Here is a 16,289-nt window from a genome sequence, read left to right on the forward strand (position 1 = left end):
CCAATCTATATCGTTTTAAAACTGAATTCAGTAAGCAACTAAGTGTTGGGGCGGGCGATATGCCCGCCCCAATTCTTATGTTTTGTGGAAAGGACTGCCAATGTCACCGATTGAAGTTGCAAGAAAGCTGGCCGGGTTTGGAAAGACAGAGGAGGCCTGTCGGGCGTATGTACTGGCTTTGGCCGCGATTCCGGGGCCGGACCCGGACGAGAAGATGGAAGCCGCCATGTATATACTACAGTTCGAGGGGGAGTACCGCGCGGCCTATACCGCGTTTTTAGAGCTGTACCGGGACGGCCATTATAAAGAGGACGCCTGGAACATAATGACCGAAGCGTTCTATCTGCCAAATGAAAAGCTGTTGCGCTCCCGCTATGAGAACAACGTGAAGCAGCTCAGAAAATACCCATATTTATTTAGAAACGATTTCCCCGAGTTTGAGGAATTGCCCATAAAGTTTTACCCCTTTGACGACAGCTCCTATGTGCCCTATGACGCGGGCGCGGAGCGGTTCGAGGATATGATGGACCCTGGCGAGCAGGTGATCCACAGAAATTTCTTTAAAAATTTGGAAAATCCCCTCCTGGCTGAGGAGGTTTATTCCCAGTACGAGCTGGAATACCTGAACGACAACGTGCGGCACAGCGAGTATGTGGGCCGCGAGAACCATATTTACCTCCACTATAAAAGCTGGGGGGAATTTTGCTCCTATTTGCAGGTCCTGAATTTCAGGAAGCTACTTATTGACAAGAAGCTGGTGTTCCTGATAGAAGATGAGATAAGCCGCTATCCCATTGATTTTGAAGCTCAGTATGGCATTGATTACAGCACCTTCCCAATAAAGCCCCTTGGCATTAGGGAGATGAACCGGCTCATCTGGCACACCCAGCTTTCCTATCATAACGGCGGCGACTTTTTTAACGAGGTCTTTGACGGGCACCCCAACATTCTCTCATATATGCCCGTGATGAACGAGGATATGGAAAAGACCATGGAGGACTTGCGCGCGACCCTGGACGACGCTAGGAGCGTGCAGGAGATTATGGAGGTCTTTAATAACGGCGAGTGGGACAACCTGGACATGATCCGGGAGCTTTACCTGATGCGCGACCGCACGGACAAGGATATAATGGTGGCAATATGCTTTAGAAGCAAGATGTATCTGAATACCCTTGACCCCGCCGCCCGAATTGTGCCGGCCATTTTCTTCCAGCCACACTTCGGCTATAACCATGTGCTGCTGCGCGGGGACGATATGGGCCGGGCCGTCATGTCCTCCGAACAGTATGAAACGGTCCGCAAATCCGCTGTTTTCCGAAAGTTCAAATATATCAAATCCTTCACCCCCATGCGGCGCATTACCACAAGCTATGGCGCGAGCATCCGCTTTATGTGGGGTTCGCACCAGGCTTCGCTGGAAGAAGACGATATCTTCCCGGTGGCCGACGAGATTGTGGACCGGCTGCTGCTTCGGGGCTATCTTGTGGACGAGGAGCAGCGTGCCCTGCGCGACGGCGTAATAGTGCGGTTCGAGGACGCAAAGCTGAACCCGGCCGCCACCTTCCACGCCCTGGCAGAGTTTTTGGATGTGCCATATGCCGAAAGCATGACCAAGTGTACCCTGATGGGGGTCACCACTAATGCTATGCTCGACCAGGAGGTATACGGCTTCGACACGGCGGCGGTATATAAAACTTATGACGAGTTCTGCTGCGATGCGGAGAGGTGCTGGCTCGAGTATTTCCTGCGGGACGCCTATGAGTATTACGGCTATGACTTCCAGTATTACGACGGCGGGCCGGTGGACGAGGAGCGGGTGCTGGGGTGGCTGGAGCATTTTGACAAGATCGACTACTACCTCCTGGAGAGCAACCGGGCCTATCATATAGACGCCGTGAAAAAGCTGCGCAAGGAAAAGGCAGAGGCCGGAGAGGCGGTCGAATATACCGCCACCGTGGAGGAGGAGGCGGAGGAAAGCCTTGCGGAGTTTATGCAGATAGTGAAGGACAGGCGCGAAAGGCTTGCCAGGATATTATTGAAGGGCCTGAAATTCGTAAACGAGCAGGGCAGGCCCCTAAAGTTCATGCCAAAGCTGGAGCTTGACCCGGCGCTTTTGGAGCAGCCCTTATATCACTGATTAGACAGCAGAGGGGTCTATAAAGAAATTTACACCAAAGGAGCCGTAAAGATATGAGCATTGTTGACCTGCATACCCACAGCACGGCCTCCGACGGGCAGTATGCACCCTCTGAGCTTGTGGCCCTTGCCAAGGAGCGGGGCATAGAGGTCCTGGCCCTCACCGACCACGACAATATTGACGGCGTAGAGGAGGCCATGAGGGCAGGCAGGGAGCTTGGCCTCCGCGTGATACGGGGTGTGGAGATAAGCGCGGCGGACCACCTGAACCTGCATATTCTGGGCTATGGCTTTCCGGCGGACGCGGAGCCCCTTTCGGGGATGATAGCGCGGCTGAAAGCCGGGCGCAGCAGTCGAAAGCACAGGATCCATGAATATCTGCGCGGCAAGGGGATAGACGTCCCCCTTCGGGAGGTGGAGGAGCTGGCAAAGGGCGGGGTGGTCGGCCGGCCGCATTTTGCCCATGTGATGCTGGCCCACGGATACGTGTCCCAGAGGAAGGAAGCCTTTGACCTCTATCTTGACACGCCGGAGTTCCACAGCCTTGACAACCGCAAGCCCAGCGCTGAAGAGTGTATAAAGACAATAAAGGCCTCCGGGGGAAGGGTCTCGCTGGCCCACCCTTACCAGATCGAGTTTGTGCGCCAGGACGAGCGGCAGCTGGAGCCGCTTCTTCGGCGGTTGACAGGCTACGGTCTGGACGCCCTTGAGTGCTATTACCCCAAGCATACGCCACAGCAGCAGGCGGAGTATCTAGCGCTGGCTGAAAAGTATGATCTGCAGGTGACAGGCGGCAGCGATTTTCATGGAGAGAGAAATAAGCCGGACCACCCGCTGGCGGCATGGAGCCTGGAGGTGGACTGGTTATTCGAGGGGGCAGGGCAAAGCTTCACCACAGCTTAAACACTCCCACCGCCAGCTTCGCGGCCTTATAGTACAGGGTTTCAAGCTCGCGGGAGGCGGCCCTCAGCTCTTTGGGGATATCGATATGCTGGGGACAGTGAGCGGCGCATTTGCCGCAGGAGACGCACTGTGAGGCGCTGGCAGGGTCCTTGCGCATGACGGTGCACTGGAGGTAGTCCCGGCGGCCCGAGGACCTCCCCTCGGAGTACATGGCGTTATAGCAGCGGAAGGTCCCGGGAATGTCCACCCCCTTGGGGCAGGGAGTGCAGTAGCCGCAGCCGGTGCAGCCAACCCTTACCGACTGTTGTATCGCTTTTTTTACCCGCTCTAAAAGTTCCCGGTCGGAGGGGGTCATGCAGCCGGGGGCGCAGAGCTCCGCCAGCCGCAGGTTCTCCCGCACCATCTCTATGGAGTTCATACCCGACAGCACACAGGTCACCTCCGGCTGGTCGTAAAGCCACTTGAAGGCAAGCCCGGCGGGGGTGCGTTTCTCCGGGTCGGCGGCGAAAACGTCCTTTGCGGAGCGGGGCAGCAGGTCCACAAGCCGCCCGCCCCTCAGGGGCTCCATGATGATCACCGGCAGTCCTCTTTCGTGGGCGAAGCGCAGGCCCTTCACCCCGGCCTGGGAGCGCTCGTCCATGTAGTTATACTGTATCTGGCAGAAGTCCCAGTCGTAGGCCTCTATGAGCTTGCAGAACATATCGGAGCCGCCGTGGTAGGAAAAGCCGATATTGCGTATCTGCCCCCTTTGCAGCTTTTCCTTTATCCAGCCCTCCATGCCCATATTGAGGAGCTTTTCCCAGGTGGCGGTATCCGTCAGCATATGCATAAGGTAGTAGTCGATATGGTCCGTCTGAAGGCGGCGGAGCTCCTCCTGAAAGAGCTTTTCCGCCCCCTGCACGGACTTTATCATATAGTGGGGCAGTTTAGTGGCAATATAGACCCTGTCCCGGCAGTTTAGCCTTTTTAAGAGCTGGCCAAGGGCCGCCTCGTTGCCCGGATAAATATAGGCGGTGTCAAGGTAGTTTACCCCGCCGTCTATGGCCGCGCCAAGCTCCCTTTCGGCCTTGTCCAGGTCAACGCCGCCGCCCTTTTTTGTGAACCGCATACAACCGTAGCCAAGCAGGGAGATATCATTACCCTTTCTGTCCTTGCGGTACTGCATATATATTGCCGCCTTTCGCTGAGGGTATTTAGAATTTATGATAATATTATAAGCCGGGAGCGGGGGCGCGTCAAGGATTTTTGTGCGTTTTCTATTGACAATACCATAACTTTATATTTATAATAAAGAGGTAAATTCCGGGCGTTGTTACGGCGGCCCGAGATGAGGTGAAGAATGATGAAAACCATCCGAAAGAAGATAACGGTCTGCTTGATGGCCACAGTCCTTGTGGCCCTTGTGGCGGTGGGAACCACCAGCATAACGCTGAATTACAGCAGCACCCTTATGACAGTGGAGCAGCTTATGACACAGACCGCGAACCTTGCAGGAGAGCGCGTTGAACAGGAGCTTTTGGCCTATAGGAACGTGGCCATGGATACCGGCCGGGTGACCCAGCTGTCGGACCCGGAGGTGCCCGTTGAGGAGAAAAAGGCCATCATTGACGAGCGCGTCAGTCTGCACGGCTTCCAGCGGGGCAATGTTATAGGCGCAGACGGAATCAGCATTTTTGACGGCAAGGACTACTCGGACCGGGAGTATGTGCATAAGGCCATGGAGGGGACCGCCTATGTGTCGGAGCCCCTTATAAGCAAGGTAACCGGCGAGCTGTCCATAATGGTGGCGGCGCCCCTGTACTCCGACAGCGGGGAGATAGCGGGCGTTGTGTACTTCGTGCCGCCGGAGACCTTCCTGAACGATATTGTTTCCTCCATACAGGTGGGGCAGAACTGCCGGGCCTATATGATAAATAAAAATGGCGACACCATCGCCGATATCACTCTTGACACCATCACCAAACAGAACGTGGAGAGGGAGGCCGCAAGCGACCCCAGCCTGAAATCCCGGGCGGCCCTGCACGAGGCCATGCGCCGGGGTGAGAACGGCTTTGGACGCATAGAGGCCGCTGACGGGCCAAGGTTTTTGGCCTATGCCCCGGTGGGCGGCACAGACGGCTGGAGCGTGGCGGTGGCCTCGCCGGAGAGCAACTATCTGAGCGATACATATTTCGGTATGCTTATAAATGTGCTGGTGATAGTGATATCCATACTGGCCTCCATCGTGGTGGCCCTAAAGCTCTCCAGCAATATAAGCAAGCCCATGCGGGCCTGCGCCAGGCGCATGAAGCTTCTGGTAGAGGGCGACCTGGAGTCCCCCGCCCCGGAGGCGGCGGGCAGGGACGAGACCGCCGAGTTGACCCGCTCTACAGGGGAGATGGTACAGGGGCTGAATATTATTATACATGACATTGACTACCTCTTAAACCAGATGGCCAACCAGAACTTTGATATAGTCTCCTCCCACAGGGAGGCGTATGTGGGGGACTTCCAGAGTATTTTAAGCTCCATGCGCAACCTGAAGCTGGAACTGAGCAGCACCATCAGGCAGATAGACGCCTCTGCGGGACAGGTGTCCAGCGCCAGCGGTCAGGTGTCCAACGGGGCCCAGGCCCTTAGCCAAGGAACAATGGAGCAGGCCAGCTCCGTACAAGAACTGGCGGCCACCATCACGGAGATATCCGAGAGCGCCAAGCGCACCTCCGCCGCCGCAGAGGAGGCCGGGGAGTTTGTGAACCAGGCGGGGGCCCAGCTGGGCGTGAGCGTGAGCTATGTTGAGGAGCTTAACACCGCCATGGGCAAGATCTCCGACTCCTCCCAGGAGATAAGCAAGATAATCGAGACTATTGAGAATATAGCCTTCCAGACCAATATCCTGGCGCTGAACGCCGCCGTGGAGGCCGCCAGGGCCGGCACCGCAGGCAAGGGCTTTGCCGTGGTGGCCGACGAGGTGCGGAACCTTGCCAACAAGTCCGACCAGGCGGCCAAGGCAACAAAGAGCCTTATCGAGACGTCTATAGCCGCCGTAGAGGAGGGCAGCCAGGCCGTGGGCAAGGTCACGGGCTCTCTGGAGCAGACCAGCGTCTATGCCGGGCACGTGACCGAGCAGATGGACGTGGTGGTGGAGGCTGTGGAGAAGCAGACCGACTCCATCACTCAGGTGACCGAGGGCGTGGAGCAGATCTCCTCGGTGGTGCAGACCAACTCCGCCACGGCCGAGGAGAGCGCCGCCGCCAGCCAGGAGCTCTCGGCGGAGGCCAACAGCCTTAAGCAGCTGGTGGAGCACTTCACTCTGGCTTCGGAATAAACCTGTGCAAGCCGCGCCAGGATTTTCCCCCGAGGCTATGGTATGATATGCTCACATAAGGGGGGCGGCGCATTGGGTATAGAGCTATTGCAGCGGGCCATCAACTTCATGGAGGAGCACCTCCTGGAGGATATCGGCTATGTGGAAGCGGCAAAGTCCGTGCATATGTCCGGCTACAGTTTCCACCGGGTCTTCAGCTTCACCGTGGGCATGACCGCCAACGAGTATATACGTCAGAGAAGGCTGAGCCTTGCGGGGCAGGAGCTGAGGGCCGGGAACATCTCAGTGCTGGACGCGGCCTTAAAGTACGGCTATGAGTCCCCGGAGAGCTTCACAAAGGCCTTTGCGAAATTCCACGGCTCCACGCCCAGACAGGTAAAGGCCGGTGGAGAACCTCTGCGGCTTTTCGACCCTCTTATGATAAAAATTACCATAGGAGGCGGCGGTATGCTGGAGTACAGGCTGGAGCACAGGGAGCGCATGAGGTTTATTGTGGTGAAGCGCGCTTTTGACAACGAGACCCTGCTGGACAGAGAGGGACGGAGTATCCCGGGCTTTTGGACAGAGTGCGGGGAGAAGGGGCTTATAGAGCCAATGCAGAAGCTCTGCCCAGAGGGCGAGCGGGACCTATACGGTCTCTGCGGGCCGGTGCGAAAGAGCGAGACGGAGTTTTACTACGGTATCGGCATAAGGGACAACGGGCGCGTAGGTGAGCTTGCAGAGGGGGAATATGACCTCTGGGAGACAGAGCCGGCGGACTATGCGGTGTTCAAGTGCAAGGGCCCGGACGGCGAGTGCATAGACGCGGCCTGGGACAGATTCTTTAAGGAGTTCTGCCCTCAGACAGGGTATGCCCAGACGGACGCGCCCGACTTCGAACTCTACTATGAGCGCGGTGAGCCGGGGGTGTTCTGCGAGCTTTGGGTGCCGGTCAGAAAGTAATATGGACATGATTTTATATAATTTTATTGGTGAACTTATATTTTACTTATAAAAGTTCTCATAAGCCGGTATGGCCCGCATTTTTGGGCTATGCCGGTATTTTTGATATGGGTCACTCCGCCCCGCGCAAATACGTCAAAATTTCTTCTGCGTTGGTATCTGGTTTCACCTTCGGCATGACCTTTTCAATCACGCCGTTCTCGTCAATGACAAACGTGGAGCGCACCACGCCCATACTCACCTTGCCGTAGTTTTTCTTCTCCTGCCACACGCCGTAGGCCTCAATAGCAGAACGCTCCGGGTCGGAGAGAAGAATAAACGGCAGACCATGCTTTTCGGCAAATTTTTGGTGGGACGCCACCGAATCCTTACTTATGCCGATTACCACCGCGTTGATACTTTTAAACTCCTCATACGCTCCCGCAAATGCGCAGGCCTGCCGGGTGCAGCCGGGGGTGTTGTCCCGTGGGTAGAAGTAGAGCACTACCTTTTTGCCCGCAAAATCAGCCAGCGATACCAGGTTTCCGTCCTTGTCCGGTAGGGTGAACTTGGGGGCCTTTGTTCCGATTTCTAACATTTTAACGTCCTCCTTTGATGAATACATATGTGTTTTCTGTAGATAATTCTGTGTCAAAACCATATTCCAAATCCGCAAATTCGCAGATTTCCTCCGGCGTTTCTATATTGTTTTCGGCAAGCCAGCGCACCATCTGGCCCCGGGCCATTTTGCACATGGTTCCTTTTTCGACGACCTTTCCGTTGAGCCACTCGCCGAATACGCAGGTCAGCATGGAGTTCTCCGAGAGGTAGGGCGTGACCGCTTTACTGTACTCCTTGGACGCTAGGTTCAACACCCAGTCACCTTCCAGCTGCTTTGCCAAACTGTCGCCCCAAAAGGCATAGAGGTCTTTTGCGCCGGCCACCGCCAGCTTTGCCTGCATTTCTAAGCGGTAGGGCGTTACTCCGTCAAAAGGACGGAGCAGTCCGTAAAACCCGGACAAGATACGCAAATGCTTCCGCAGGTATTCCAGCTGGCAACCCTCCATCACACCCGGGGCCATATAGCGGTACTGTATGCCCTCGTAAGACAGGAGCGCAGGGGTCAGGCTTTGGCGCAAGTCCATGGTTTTCAGGCGCTCGATATTCAGTTGGGCTATTTTGCCGCTGCACTTCCAGAGGGTCTGCAATTCCTTCTCGGACATGGATTGGAGCGCTGTCAACAGCCGCTCAGTTTGGGGCAGGAATTGGGGTAGGCCTTCTGGCGGGAGGGTGTCCGTGTCCATGTTCATTTTCTTGGCGGGAGCGAGGAGGATTTTCATGGGGTTTTCCTTTCCTTTTTTTGCAATTATACCACAAAGCGCCCGGATTGAAAAGGGCTATTGTCATTTTCGGACGGTTGATGTATACTGGCCGCAAAGAGTGTTTATGGGGGGGGTTCACCAGGAAACACCGCAAACTCAACATGAACTTATATGTTCTGACCGCCGGCTACAGTATATCAGGGAAATCCGCCTCTCAGCGCGAAAGCTTATACAAATATATAATCAAGTTTGTCGCAATTAATATTATATGATTCATCAAGCGTAATCCTTATACAGCTTATTTTCCCGCCTAAATTTAGAAACTCCTTCAATAGAAAGCCCATCTTTTCTTTTGAAGCTACTTTTACTTTCTCAAGTTGTGGTGCAAAGGCAACTATGAAATATTCAGCGCGATATCCTTTGGATAATAATGAGCAAATATTATGTAATTGTATGATTGCCCTTTGAGTTTTCATATTAGGCAGCAATACCTCTTGCTCTGTTGTAATTACACTTTTTACCTCAACCAATGTTTTAGATGTGGCCGAGTAAAAATCGCATTTATAATTTTCAACAATTTGTTCAGGATAGAATAAATTGTTGTTTTTAGTTTTGGCTAAGATTGCGTTAACAATGCGATTTGCAAATCCGGTATCAACAATCAAATAATCATTTTTGTTTTGTACTGCAAAAAGGGTGAACTTCGTACGTTTAGCAGCTTTAGTCGTCTCTCTTATTAAAATCTCTTTGCCCTCAAGAGATAATAAACTGCTGAGTTTGCAGGTAATAGGCACATAACATTCAAAAATTTCTTCCTCGTATAAAATATTGCAAATAAATCTACTTTTTCCTTCTGATACAAATACAGCTTTATTTAGTTTGAAGTTCATAATATTCAGCATACAATACACCCCAAGTTAAAATATTATCATATATGCGCACGTTTTTCAACTCGAAACAGCCGATAGGCGAGATCTTTTTCTTGTATATTGTATAATTGTTGCAAACTATCGAGTGCGGTGCTATAATATAATCGCTATAGGCAAAAGCGAGGTATTCATCATGGCTGTTTCGTATAATAAACTTTGAAAACTTCTTATTGATAAGAATATGAAAAAGATGCAGTTAAAAAGGGGTGCAGGCCTTGGCTCGACGACTTTATCAAAGCTTAGTAAAAATCAACCCGTATCAATGGAAGTTATGATGAAACTTTGAGGCGTCTTGGGGGATGTTATTGAAAAAATTAGAAAGGAGAGCTTATTATGAGTCTTGCTCAAAATGCTTACATAGATGCTTCCAACGTATACGAAAGCTCTCTTGAAAACAACTATAAAAAAGATAAGGGAGTTTATTATACAGACTTATCACTTGCCGAAAAAATGTTGATAGAGTTAAAATTGCCTAAAGATACCATAATAATGGATCCGTGCTGCGGCACAGGCGTATTTCTTTATGCTGCGAAGAAACGCGGATTTATCAATCTTTTCGGTGCAGATCAAGATGAAAATGCTGTCAATTTTTGCCAGAATAATATTAATAACGTTTCTTTTGCTTGCTGTGACTCTATCGGTCCATCTGCGTCTGCTTTATTGGAGGTTTTTGGATTAACTGATCAACCTGATGTTATTATAGGTAATCCTCCTTATGTGCCTTTGGCAGGAGAAGTCGAATTAAACTGTGATGAATTATTCAGACGCAGAGTTTCTAATGCTGGCAACAACTTGTTCATAGCGGCTTTAATGCGAGCATTTGAAATAGTTAAAGCAAACGGAATTGTATCATATATAATCCCAAAGAATTTCTTGCACGTAGCTGGATATAGTTTGCTTAGGAAAACACTGCTTGAAGAAAAAACTATCCTTTCTATTATTGATATCGGTACCTATTTTAAAAAGGTTCGTGGTGAACAGATTATTCTTACTGTTAAAAACTGTGTTGCGGATAAAAAGCATAAAATTAAATTAAAGAAACTATCGAGTAATCGTTTTGTGACTATGTCAAACATTCCTCAAGCATTTTATAAGGAGGAAATCTTAATTTTTAACTGCACAGAAGATTATTTGATCTATAAGAAATTAACCTCTTCATATCAAACATTATCCGAATTATGCAAGGGTTATGTTGGCAGAGGAAAGTCAATCTCTGAAAATGCTATTGTAGGAAAAGAGATACGGAAGTTTGGGTATAAAAACCATACCGTTCCCACAACAGGCAATAAAGTCTTTATTCAAAATATCTATAGCGCAGAAGCAGGTATAATAGCTGCATTTGGCGGCGATATGGAGGCAGCACAGACAGTTACTGTTTTTACAGACAGCGACGAAAAAATGTGCCGTTACATATTAGGCATACTTCATTCCCGATTGTGTAATCTTTTCTTGTATAAATACTGTTATAACTATTCAAAGCTTACAATGCATACGGATTCAAAGTATTTAAAGAAGATACCTCTACCATCGACCAATCAGCAGAACGAATATTTTGATTCAATACTTAGTTTGGTTGGCCGATTGGAAAGTAATGGTTATATGAGCCCAGAATGGTTTGGTTGTTTGGAGGAATTAAATCAAATTGTATACAAGGCATATGGCATTAACGAAAAAGAGTCAGATTATATTGATTGCGAAGTAAAAAGAATTCAGTCTAAAAGGTGGATTTCAGATGGACAACTCTAAGAAATGTAATGATCTCTCCGGCAAAGAATGGCTTCAAAATTCTTTTAGCATTTGGCGAGATTTATCTAAAACAAAAGAAGAAAAAGACTTTAAGCACCCTGCCTCCTACCCTGTATCTTTATGCAAAAAATTAATCCGTACTTTTTCAAAAGCAAATTCGTACGTGTTGGATCCCTTCAACGGTATTGGTTCTACAACTGTTGCCGCTCAGGAGCTTGGAGGCAGCGCCGTGGGAATTGATTTATCTGAAGATTTTTGTAATATAGCAAAACAACGAGTTGGTGAAGATAATAAAATTCAGATAATTAACGGAGACAGCTTTAAAGTGTTGGAAACACTCCCCGCAGATCATTTCGATCTTTGTATTACCTCCCCGCCATATTGGGATATTCTCAATATGAAGCGCAGCGCGGATCAGAGGGATTCAGTAAATTATTCAGATAAAACCGATGACATTGGAAACATTGCGAACTATGACGAGTTTATTGAAACCTTGTCAAACCTATTTTCTTTAGTTAATAGAGTCCTGAAAAAGGGCGGCTATTGCATTGTAAATGTAATGGATATTCGTAAAAAAAGCAGCTTCTATCCTTTACATAGTGATTTAGCCATAGCATTACAAAAAGTTGGATTTATTTATGATGATTTGATTATTTGGGATAGACAGTCGGATTACAATAATATGCGTCCTCTTGGGTATCCATATAAATTTCGCATCAATAAGGTTCACGAATACCTTTTAATATTTATTAAGGAGTAGATTTTATGGCATTATTAGGACCAAGGGCTCTTGACACAGAGGCTGCTGTTCTTCTCCCTTTTTTAGGTGAGGTAAATGCCGGTTATGTAAGGAGAATCTGATGGAGGGTATTAAGATAGAACGTATTTTAGATTTTTTAAATGATATTAAACACAAGGGTGGCCGCTTTTTTATAGAAGCAGAGGGAAAGCCGGGAGCAATGAACAAATTTATTGACGAGTATAACAGAAAACACACTCCAGCTATCACAATAAATAGCGAGGGCATAATTGTTTTGAAAGACGACGCCAACAAATGGGCTCTTGAACTAAGGCTTTACGTCCCTATTGCTCCGCCTGCCGATATAGCACACTTGTTTGGAGGGAATAGAATTTATAAAACCGAATATTCATATCGCCTTAATGACAATAGTATTATCCGGGAATTATTCAACAATAATTGTAAAATAGGATTAAATTAAAAAGGATTGTGGTTTTGTGAATCGAGAGATGTCTTACCTTTTAGGTATGATTTGCGGCAATGGTGAAGTGCGACGTGGTGCGTCAGAAACCACTATCTCTATTGAAATTCCGCACAAAAAGCTGACAACAGAAAAAAACTGTGATGTAAGAATATATGTACGTGCAAGTATAACCGATATTCGCACTGTATTAGAACCTCTGGTTGGCACAGGATTAAACTTTACTCAGCAGGATAATTATTCTATTATCTCTTTCACTAAGAGAAACGATGAATATATAATGCGAGAAATCCTACGATATATCGGTAATGCAGTATCTCACGAGAATATTAGAATTGACGAAGAAGTTTTCTCTTTTACTCATGATGAGAAAATCTCTTTTCTTCAAGGCTTTGCTGATGTAACCGGGTATATTCGGAGAAGCAATTACTTCTTTAAGCCATATATGCATCGCGTTTACTTAGAAGTGCCCCATAATTGGTATTTGGTTAGTGATATTTGCTGTTTACTTAAAGATGTTAATATTCCCGTACAAACAATAGATTGGGCTCATCCTAATATGCGTGACGGCAATCTTGTTAAATATGAGGAGGGAAAACCCGATTTTTGGAAAAAGGAACATCAAATCAAAATATGGGCAAACGAGTTTTTGCCCATAGGCTTTGCTGTTCTGCATAAAAGAGAGGCTCTCACTCAGTTTGCAGCTGAATTAGCCGACGGGCTTGAAGCGGAGGGGAAAAATCCTAAAGAAGTAACCCATAAGTTTTATTGGGAGGGTAATGGAAAAGGCAAAGTCAAACCACAGCATCCCGCCGAAAACGATACTTTTATTCCTTCGGAAATTAGAGGAAAGCACTATGATTCTTGGAAACAAATAGCTAAAGATTTAGGCTACAAGGAGTAATAATATGAGGGAATTTGACTTATATCCGCCAATGCAAGAGTGGCTTGAATTATACTTGAGGGATAAGTACAAATCCTCAGACGAGATAATTGTAGTTGATGCACATAGCGAACGGTTAGACAGAGTTTTGAGAAAATACAATATCATACAAGAGGAAGCCATTGGCGTTGACATTCAAATTGATGTGCTTGGAATTGTAAAGAAGGCAGGCAAAGTCAAACTGTTTTTTATTGAGGCAAAAAAGACGAGCTTAACGCTCCGGGATTTAGGTCAATTGTGGGCGTATTGCAAACTGATTGATCCGGAGGAAGCGTTTTTAATGACTTCTGCGGATTTAGGAGCGTTAAATAAACTCTTGAAGGTTTATAAGAGAGACGATCTACTTGATTTTGGAGAGGGCAAACGTATTAAGAAAATGAAAGTTGCTATTTGGAATATGCAAACCAACTCTCCCGATTCCGCAAGTATGATTCCCAAAATCTAATTCTCAAGTGAAAATGGCGAGGTTTTTACCTCGCTATTTAATCGTATATCGGAATACCACATTATTATATATAATCCCGTTAACAGCGTTGATGGTATTGTTGTTTTTGCGTATCTATTCAAGAGGGTTAGATTTTTAAGTTCTTCAGCACCTTGACAGTACCGTACCTGTTGTGATATCAGTTTAATCCATCAGGATGAATTTCATGATTTCTGCAGGAACGGGAACCCGTCCTCTTTTATAAGGAACAGAAAAATGCCGCTAAAGGATCTTCTGTTCACCATGATCAATCGGAGGAGGATTACTTTGAGCTTGGAATTACGAAATTATATGAAAGCCGTACATCCGGGGAGGAAAATATCAAAACCCGGTTATCTGAAGCAGCGCATGAAGCTGAACCCGCGGGCTTTTAATGAGATCTACCGTCATCATAGCAGGAGCTTTTAAGCGGAACCCGGATTTTCTACCTTCCGCGGATATTTAGTCCTTGCTGCGGACGGCTCAGGGATCAATATCCCTACTACAAAGGAAACCCTGGAAGAATTCGGGACATCCAGCAGGAAAGGGACAAAGCCCCAGGCCTCCATAGGGCTTGGAGGTCTGTATGACGTCATGAACAGGAGGATCCTGGAGAGTGACTGCCGTAAATGCAAGTTTGATGAAATGCGGCTTGCGGAAGAACAGATTGACCGTGTGCCAGGAACAGTCGGCATATCGATGGGTGTGAAGCTATCCGGTGTTGTCTTTTTCTTAAGTTATTATTCCTGAAAAACGACCTAGAAAAAAGCAGTAGAAAGTGGTAAAATAGAGAGTATGGAATACATAGATTTACGAAAACTGAAAAGTGGAGAACTCAAGCAGATACGCCGGCAGGTCGTACGCCTCAAAAAGATGGGGAAAACCGGGAAAGAAATAGAGGAATTAACCGGAGTACGGCAGAGTCGCGCCAGCGAAATATGGACGGCATATAAGCGAGAGGGAGACAAAGCGCTGGAACCGAAGAAACACGGATTCCAGAAGGGGACGCATCTGCTTCTGACACCGGAGGAGCAGGCGGAAATACGGGAAACGATTGTTACCCGCCGCCCAGAGGAATTCGGCATTCCTGGGAGTCTGTGGACGCTGAAGAAAGTGTGTGCATACGTCTGGAAAAGGTATCGGAAAAAGATCTCGGACGGCAGTGTGTCGGATTATATGCGGCGCTGGGGCTTGACGTGCCAGCGTCCGGTCAAGCGTGCCCGGAAACAGAATCCTTCCCGTATCTAAAGGTGGCGGGAGGAAGAATATCCGGCCATCGACCAGCGGGCCAAGGCAGAAAATGCCGTGATTTACTGGGGAGACGAGACTGGAATCGACAACTGCTCGAACTGTGAGCGCGGGTTTGCACCCAAAGGACAGCCTCCTGTTCTGTCGGTGGAAACGAAAAGAGAGAGGCTGAATATGCTTTCCGCCCTGAGCAGGCAGGGGGACGTTCGCTTTATGATGTACGAGGATTCCATGAACCAGCAGCGCCTGATCCAATTTATGGACCGGTTGATTCGGACCTCCAACCAAAAGGTTTTCCTGATTTTGGACAACTTAAAGGTGCACCACGGGAAGAAAGCCGCAGCCTGGCTGGACAAGCATCGGGATAAAATCGAGCTGTTCTTTCTGCCGCCCTATGCTCCCGAGAGCAATCCGGACGAATATCTCAATCACGCGCTGAAACTTTCGGTCCATTCTGGCGACTTACCTCGGACCATATACGATATCCGCCATAAAACTACTTCCTTCATGCGAACATTACAACATTCTCCTGATAAGGTCTCCGCTTTCTTTCAACATAATCAGATTTCCTATATTCTTGTTCGGGGGTAATAATGACATTAGACCTCTTGCGAAAATAAAAGAAGTGCGATAAAATAGAAACATGAAATACGAAAAGCTAGCGGAATATTCAAACACAAGATTTCGGAGAATTACCGGGGTAAAGCGTGCAACATTTGACAAGCTGGTAGAAATTCTGCGAAAAGGATATGCGGAAAAGCCCCGGCGTCGTGGGAGAACGCCAAAGCTGAGCATAGAGGATCTGCTGTTGGCCACCCTGGAATATCTGAGGGAGCACCGTACCTATACCTATGCCCATATAACAGCCAGCTATGGAATAGCGGAAAGCAATATCTACCGAGGAAGCAAGTGTGCCAATTCTCTTCTGCCAAAAAAGCGTTCCAAGAACCCTCCGTTGTCCAAACAAGAACGCAAAGATAATCGCAAGATTTCTAAGAAACGTATCTTTATTGAACACGCTATCTGCTTTGTCAAAAGGTTTCGTATTCTCTCTGAACGCTATCGCAACCGCAGGCATCGTTTCGCGCTTCGCTTTTCTTTGATTGCTGGTATCTGCAATTTTGACCGCTTTGCCTAATTTCGCAAGAGGT

The 16,289-nt window shown here is 48.4% G+C and carries 17 protein-coding genes and 1 pseudogene; 14 read left to right on the forward strand and 4 right to left on the reverse strand.

Features of this window, described 5'->3' with window-relative positions; genetic code table 11:
- The first annotated feature begins 100 nt into the window (after nt 1–100).
- The gene (locus ADH66_RS00905; RefSeq protein WP_066536849.1) at nt 101–2,137 is read left to right on the forward strand and encodes a hypothetical protein; all 2,037 of its coding nucleotides are present in this window, start codon (nt 101–103) and stop codon (nt 2,135–2,137) included.
- A 53-nt stretch (nt 2,138–2,190) separates the two neighbouring features.
- Nucleotides 2,191–3,039 (forward strand): PHP domain-containing protein, encoded by an 849-nt coding sequence (locus ADH66_RS00910; protein ID WP_066536846.1) that lies wholly within the window; start codon nt 2,191–2,193, stop codon nt 3,037–3,039.
- Here the strand turns inward: ADH66_RS00910 and ADH66_RS00915 are convergent.
- Entirely contained in the window at nt 3,026–4,204 is a 1,179-nt protein-coding gene (locus tag ADH66_RS00915; RefSeq protein WP_066536845.1) for an aldo/keto reductase, read from the reverse strand. The two genes, ADH66_RS00910 and ADH66_RS00915, sit on opposite strands and share 14 nt — an antisense overlap.
- 174 nt (nt 4,205–4,378) lie before the next feature.
- Between ADH66_RS00915 and ADH66_RS00920 the strand changes: the two genes are divergently transcribed.
- Together ADH66_RS00920 and ADH66_RS00925 are read left to right on the forward strand one after the other, a co-directional pair.
- Nucleotides 4,379–6,346: a methyl-accepting chemotaxis protein gene (locus tag ADH66_RS00920; protein WP_330397653.1), complete on the forward strand. Its 1,968-nt coding sequence runs from the start codon at nt 4,379–4,381 to the stop codon at nt 6,344–6,346.
- Nucleotides 6,347–6,418: 72 nt separating this feature from the next.
- Complete coding sequence (locus tag ADH66_RS00925; RefSeq protein WP_084384323.1) at nt 6,419–7,288, forward strand: AraC family transcriptional regulator; 870 nt, start codon at nt 6,419–6,421, stop codon at nt 7,286–7,288.
- 112 nt (nt 7,289–7,400) lie between these two features.
- Here the strand turns inward: ADH66_RS00925 and bcp are convergent, their stop codons facing one another.
- The 3 genes from bcp to ADH66_RS00940 form a co-directional block, all read right to left on the reverse strand.
- Entirely contained in the window at nt 7,401–7,865 is a 465-nt protein-coding gene (gene bcp, locus ADH66_RS00930) for a thioredoxin-dependent thiol peroxidase (protein WP_066536840.1), read from the reverse strand.
- A gap of 1 nt (nt 7,866) precedes the next feature.
- Entirely contained in the window at nt 7,867–8,607 is a 741-nt protein-coding gene (gene yaaA, locus ADH66_RS00935) for a peroxide stress protein YaaA (protein ID WP_066536838.1), read from the reverse strand.
- 209 nt (nt 8,608–8,816) lie between these two features.
- Nucleotides 8,817–9,491, reverse strand: a complete 675-nt coding sequence (locus tag ADH66_RS00940; RefSeq protein WP_066536836.1) for a DNA/RNA nuclease SfsA — start codon at nt 9,489–9,491, stop codon at nt 8,817–8,819.
- A 196-nt stretch (nt 9,492–9,687) separates the two neighbouring features.
- Here ADH66_RS00940 and ADH66_RS20750 point away from each other — a divergent pair, with 196 nt between their 5' ends.
- From ADH66_RS20750 to ADH66_RS00990, 10 genes and pseudogenes are all read left to right on the forward strand, one after another.
- Nucleotides 9,688–9,804 carry a helix-turn-helix domain-containing protein gene (locus ADH66_RS20750; protein WP_255202627.1) on the forward strand — a complete coding sequence of 39 codons (117 nt, stop codon included), beginning with the start codon at nt 9,688–9,690 and terminating at the stop codon, nt 9,802–9,804.
- Between the two features lie 47 nt (nt 9,805–9,851).
- Nucleotides 9,852–11,264: an HsdM family class I SAM-dependent methyltransferase gene (locus ADH66_RS00950; RefSeq protein WP_066536834.1), complete on the forward strand. Its 1,413-nt coding sequence runs from the start codon at nt 9,852–9,854 to the stop codon at nt 11,262–11,264.
- Nucleotides 11,251–12,024: a site-specific DNA-methyltransferase gene (locus ADH66_RS00955; RefSeq protein ID WP_066536832.1), complete on the forward strand. Its 774-nt coding sequence runs from the start codon at nt 11,251–11,253 to the stop codon at nt 12,022–12,024. Before ADH66_RS00950 ends, ADH66_RS00955 begins: the two co-directional genes overlap by 14 nt.
- A 100-nt stretch (nt 12,025–12,124) precedes the next feature.
- The gene (locus tag ADH66_RS00960; RefSeq protein WP_066536831.1) at nt 12,125–12,484 is read left to right on the forward strand and encodes a hypothetical protein; all 360 of its coding nucleotides are present in this window, start codon (nt 12,125–12,127) and stop codon (nt 12,482–12,484) included.
- A gap of 16 nt (nt 12,485–12,500) precedes the next feature.
- Nucleotides 12,501–13,388, forward strand: coding sequence for a hypothetical protein (locus ADH66_RS00965; protein ID WP_066536823.1), 888 nt, complete (start codon nt 12,501–12,503; stop codon nt 13,386–13,388).
- Between the two features lie 4 nt (nt 13,389–13,392).
- Complete coding sequence (locus ADH66_RS00970) at nt 13,393–13,872, forward strand: hypothetical protein (protein WP_066536821.1); 480 nt, start codon at nt 13,393–13,395, stop codon at nt 13,870–13,872.
- Nucleotides 13,873–14,484: 612 nt separating this feature from the next.
- On the forward strand, nt 14,485–14,640 hold the full coding sequence (locus ADH66_RS19745; protein ID WP_157130620.1) for a hypothetical protein: 156 nt from the start codon (nt 14,485–14,487) through the stop codon (nt 14,638–14,640).
- A gap of 45 nt (nt 14,641–14,685) precedes the next feature.
- Complete coding sequence (locus tag ADH66_RS00980; protein WP_084384191.1) at nt 14,686–15,138, forward strand: winged helix-turn-helix domain-containing protein; 453 nt, start codon at nt 14,686–14,688, stop codon at nt 15,136–15,138.
- Nucleotides 15,139–15,159: 21 nt separating this feature from the next.
- A pseudogene (locus ADH66_RS00985) lies at nt 15,160–15,729 on the forward strand (IS630 family transposase); the annotation flags it as partial.
- 52 nt (nt 15,730–15,781) lie between these two features.
- Nucleotides 15,782–16,276 (forward strand): transposase family protein, encoded by a 495-nt coding sequence (locus ADH66_RS00990; protein WP_084384322.1) that lies wholly within the window; start codon nt 15,782–15,784, stop codon nt 16,274–16,276.
- Nucleotides 16,277–16,289: the final 13 nt, after the last annotated feature.

The organism is Acutalibacter muris, from assembly GCF_002201475.1.
GTDB classification, from domain to species: Bacteria; Bacillota; Clostridia; order Oscillospirales; family Acutalibacteraceae; genus Acutalibacter; species Acutalibacter muris.

Coding starts and splice junctions, on each gene's coding strand:
- ADH66_RS00990 (WP_084384322.1), top strand. CDS start 15,782: ATGAAATACGAAAAGCTAGCGGAATATTCAAACACAAGATTTCGGAGA.
- ADH66_RS00960 (WP_066536831.1), top strand. CDS start 12,125: ATGGAGGGTATTAAGATAGAACGTATTTTAGATTTTTTAAATGATATT.
- bcp (WP_066536840.1), bottom strand. CDS start 7,865: ATGTTAGAAATCGGAACAAAGGCCCCCAAGTTCACCCTACCGGACAAG.
- yaaA (WP_066536838.1), bottom strand. CDS start 8,607: ATGAAAATCCTCCTCGCTCCCGCCAAGAAAATGAACATGGACACGGAC.
- ADH66_RS00910 (WP_066536846.1), top strand. CDS start 2,191: ATGAGCATTGTTGACCTGCATACCCACAGCACGGCCTCCGACGGGCAG.
- ADH66_RS00920 (WP_330397653.1), top strand. CDS start 4,379: ATGATGAAAACCATCCGAAAGAAGATAACGGTCTGCTTGATGGCCACA.
- ADH66_RS00955 (WP_066536832.1), top strand. CDS start 11,251: ATGGACAACTCTAAGAAATGTAATGATCTCTCCGGCAAAGAATGGCTT.
- ADH66_RS00905 (WP_066536849.1), top strand. CDS start 101: ATGTCACCGATTGAAGTTGCAAGAAAGCTGGCCGGGTTTGGAAAGACA.
- ADH66_RS00915 (WP_066536845.1), bottom strand. CDS start 4,204: ATGCAGTACCGCAAGGACAGAAAGGGTAATGATATCTCCCTGCTTGGC.
- ADH66_RS00970 (WP_066536821.1), top strand. CDS start 13,393: ATGAGGGAATTTGACTTATATCCGCCAATGCAAGAGTGGCTTGAATTA.
- ADH66_RS19745 (WP_157130620.1), top strand. CDS start 14,485: ATGAACAGGAGGATCCTGGAGAGTGACTGCCGTAAATGCAAGTTTGAT.
- ADH66_RS00940 (WP_066536836.1), bottom strand. CDS start 9,491: ATGCTGAATATTATGAACTTCAAACTAAATAAAGCTGTATTTGTATCA.
- ADH66_RS00950 (WP_066536834.1), top strand. CDS start 9,852: ATGAGTCTTGCTCAAAATGCTTACATAGATGCTTCCAACGTATACGAA.
- ADH66_RS00980 (WP_084384191.1), top strand. CDS start 14,686: ATGGAATACATAGATTTACGAAAACTGAAAAGTGGAGAACTCAAGCAG.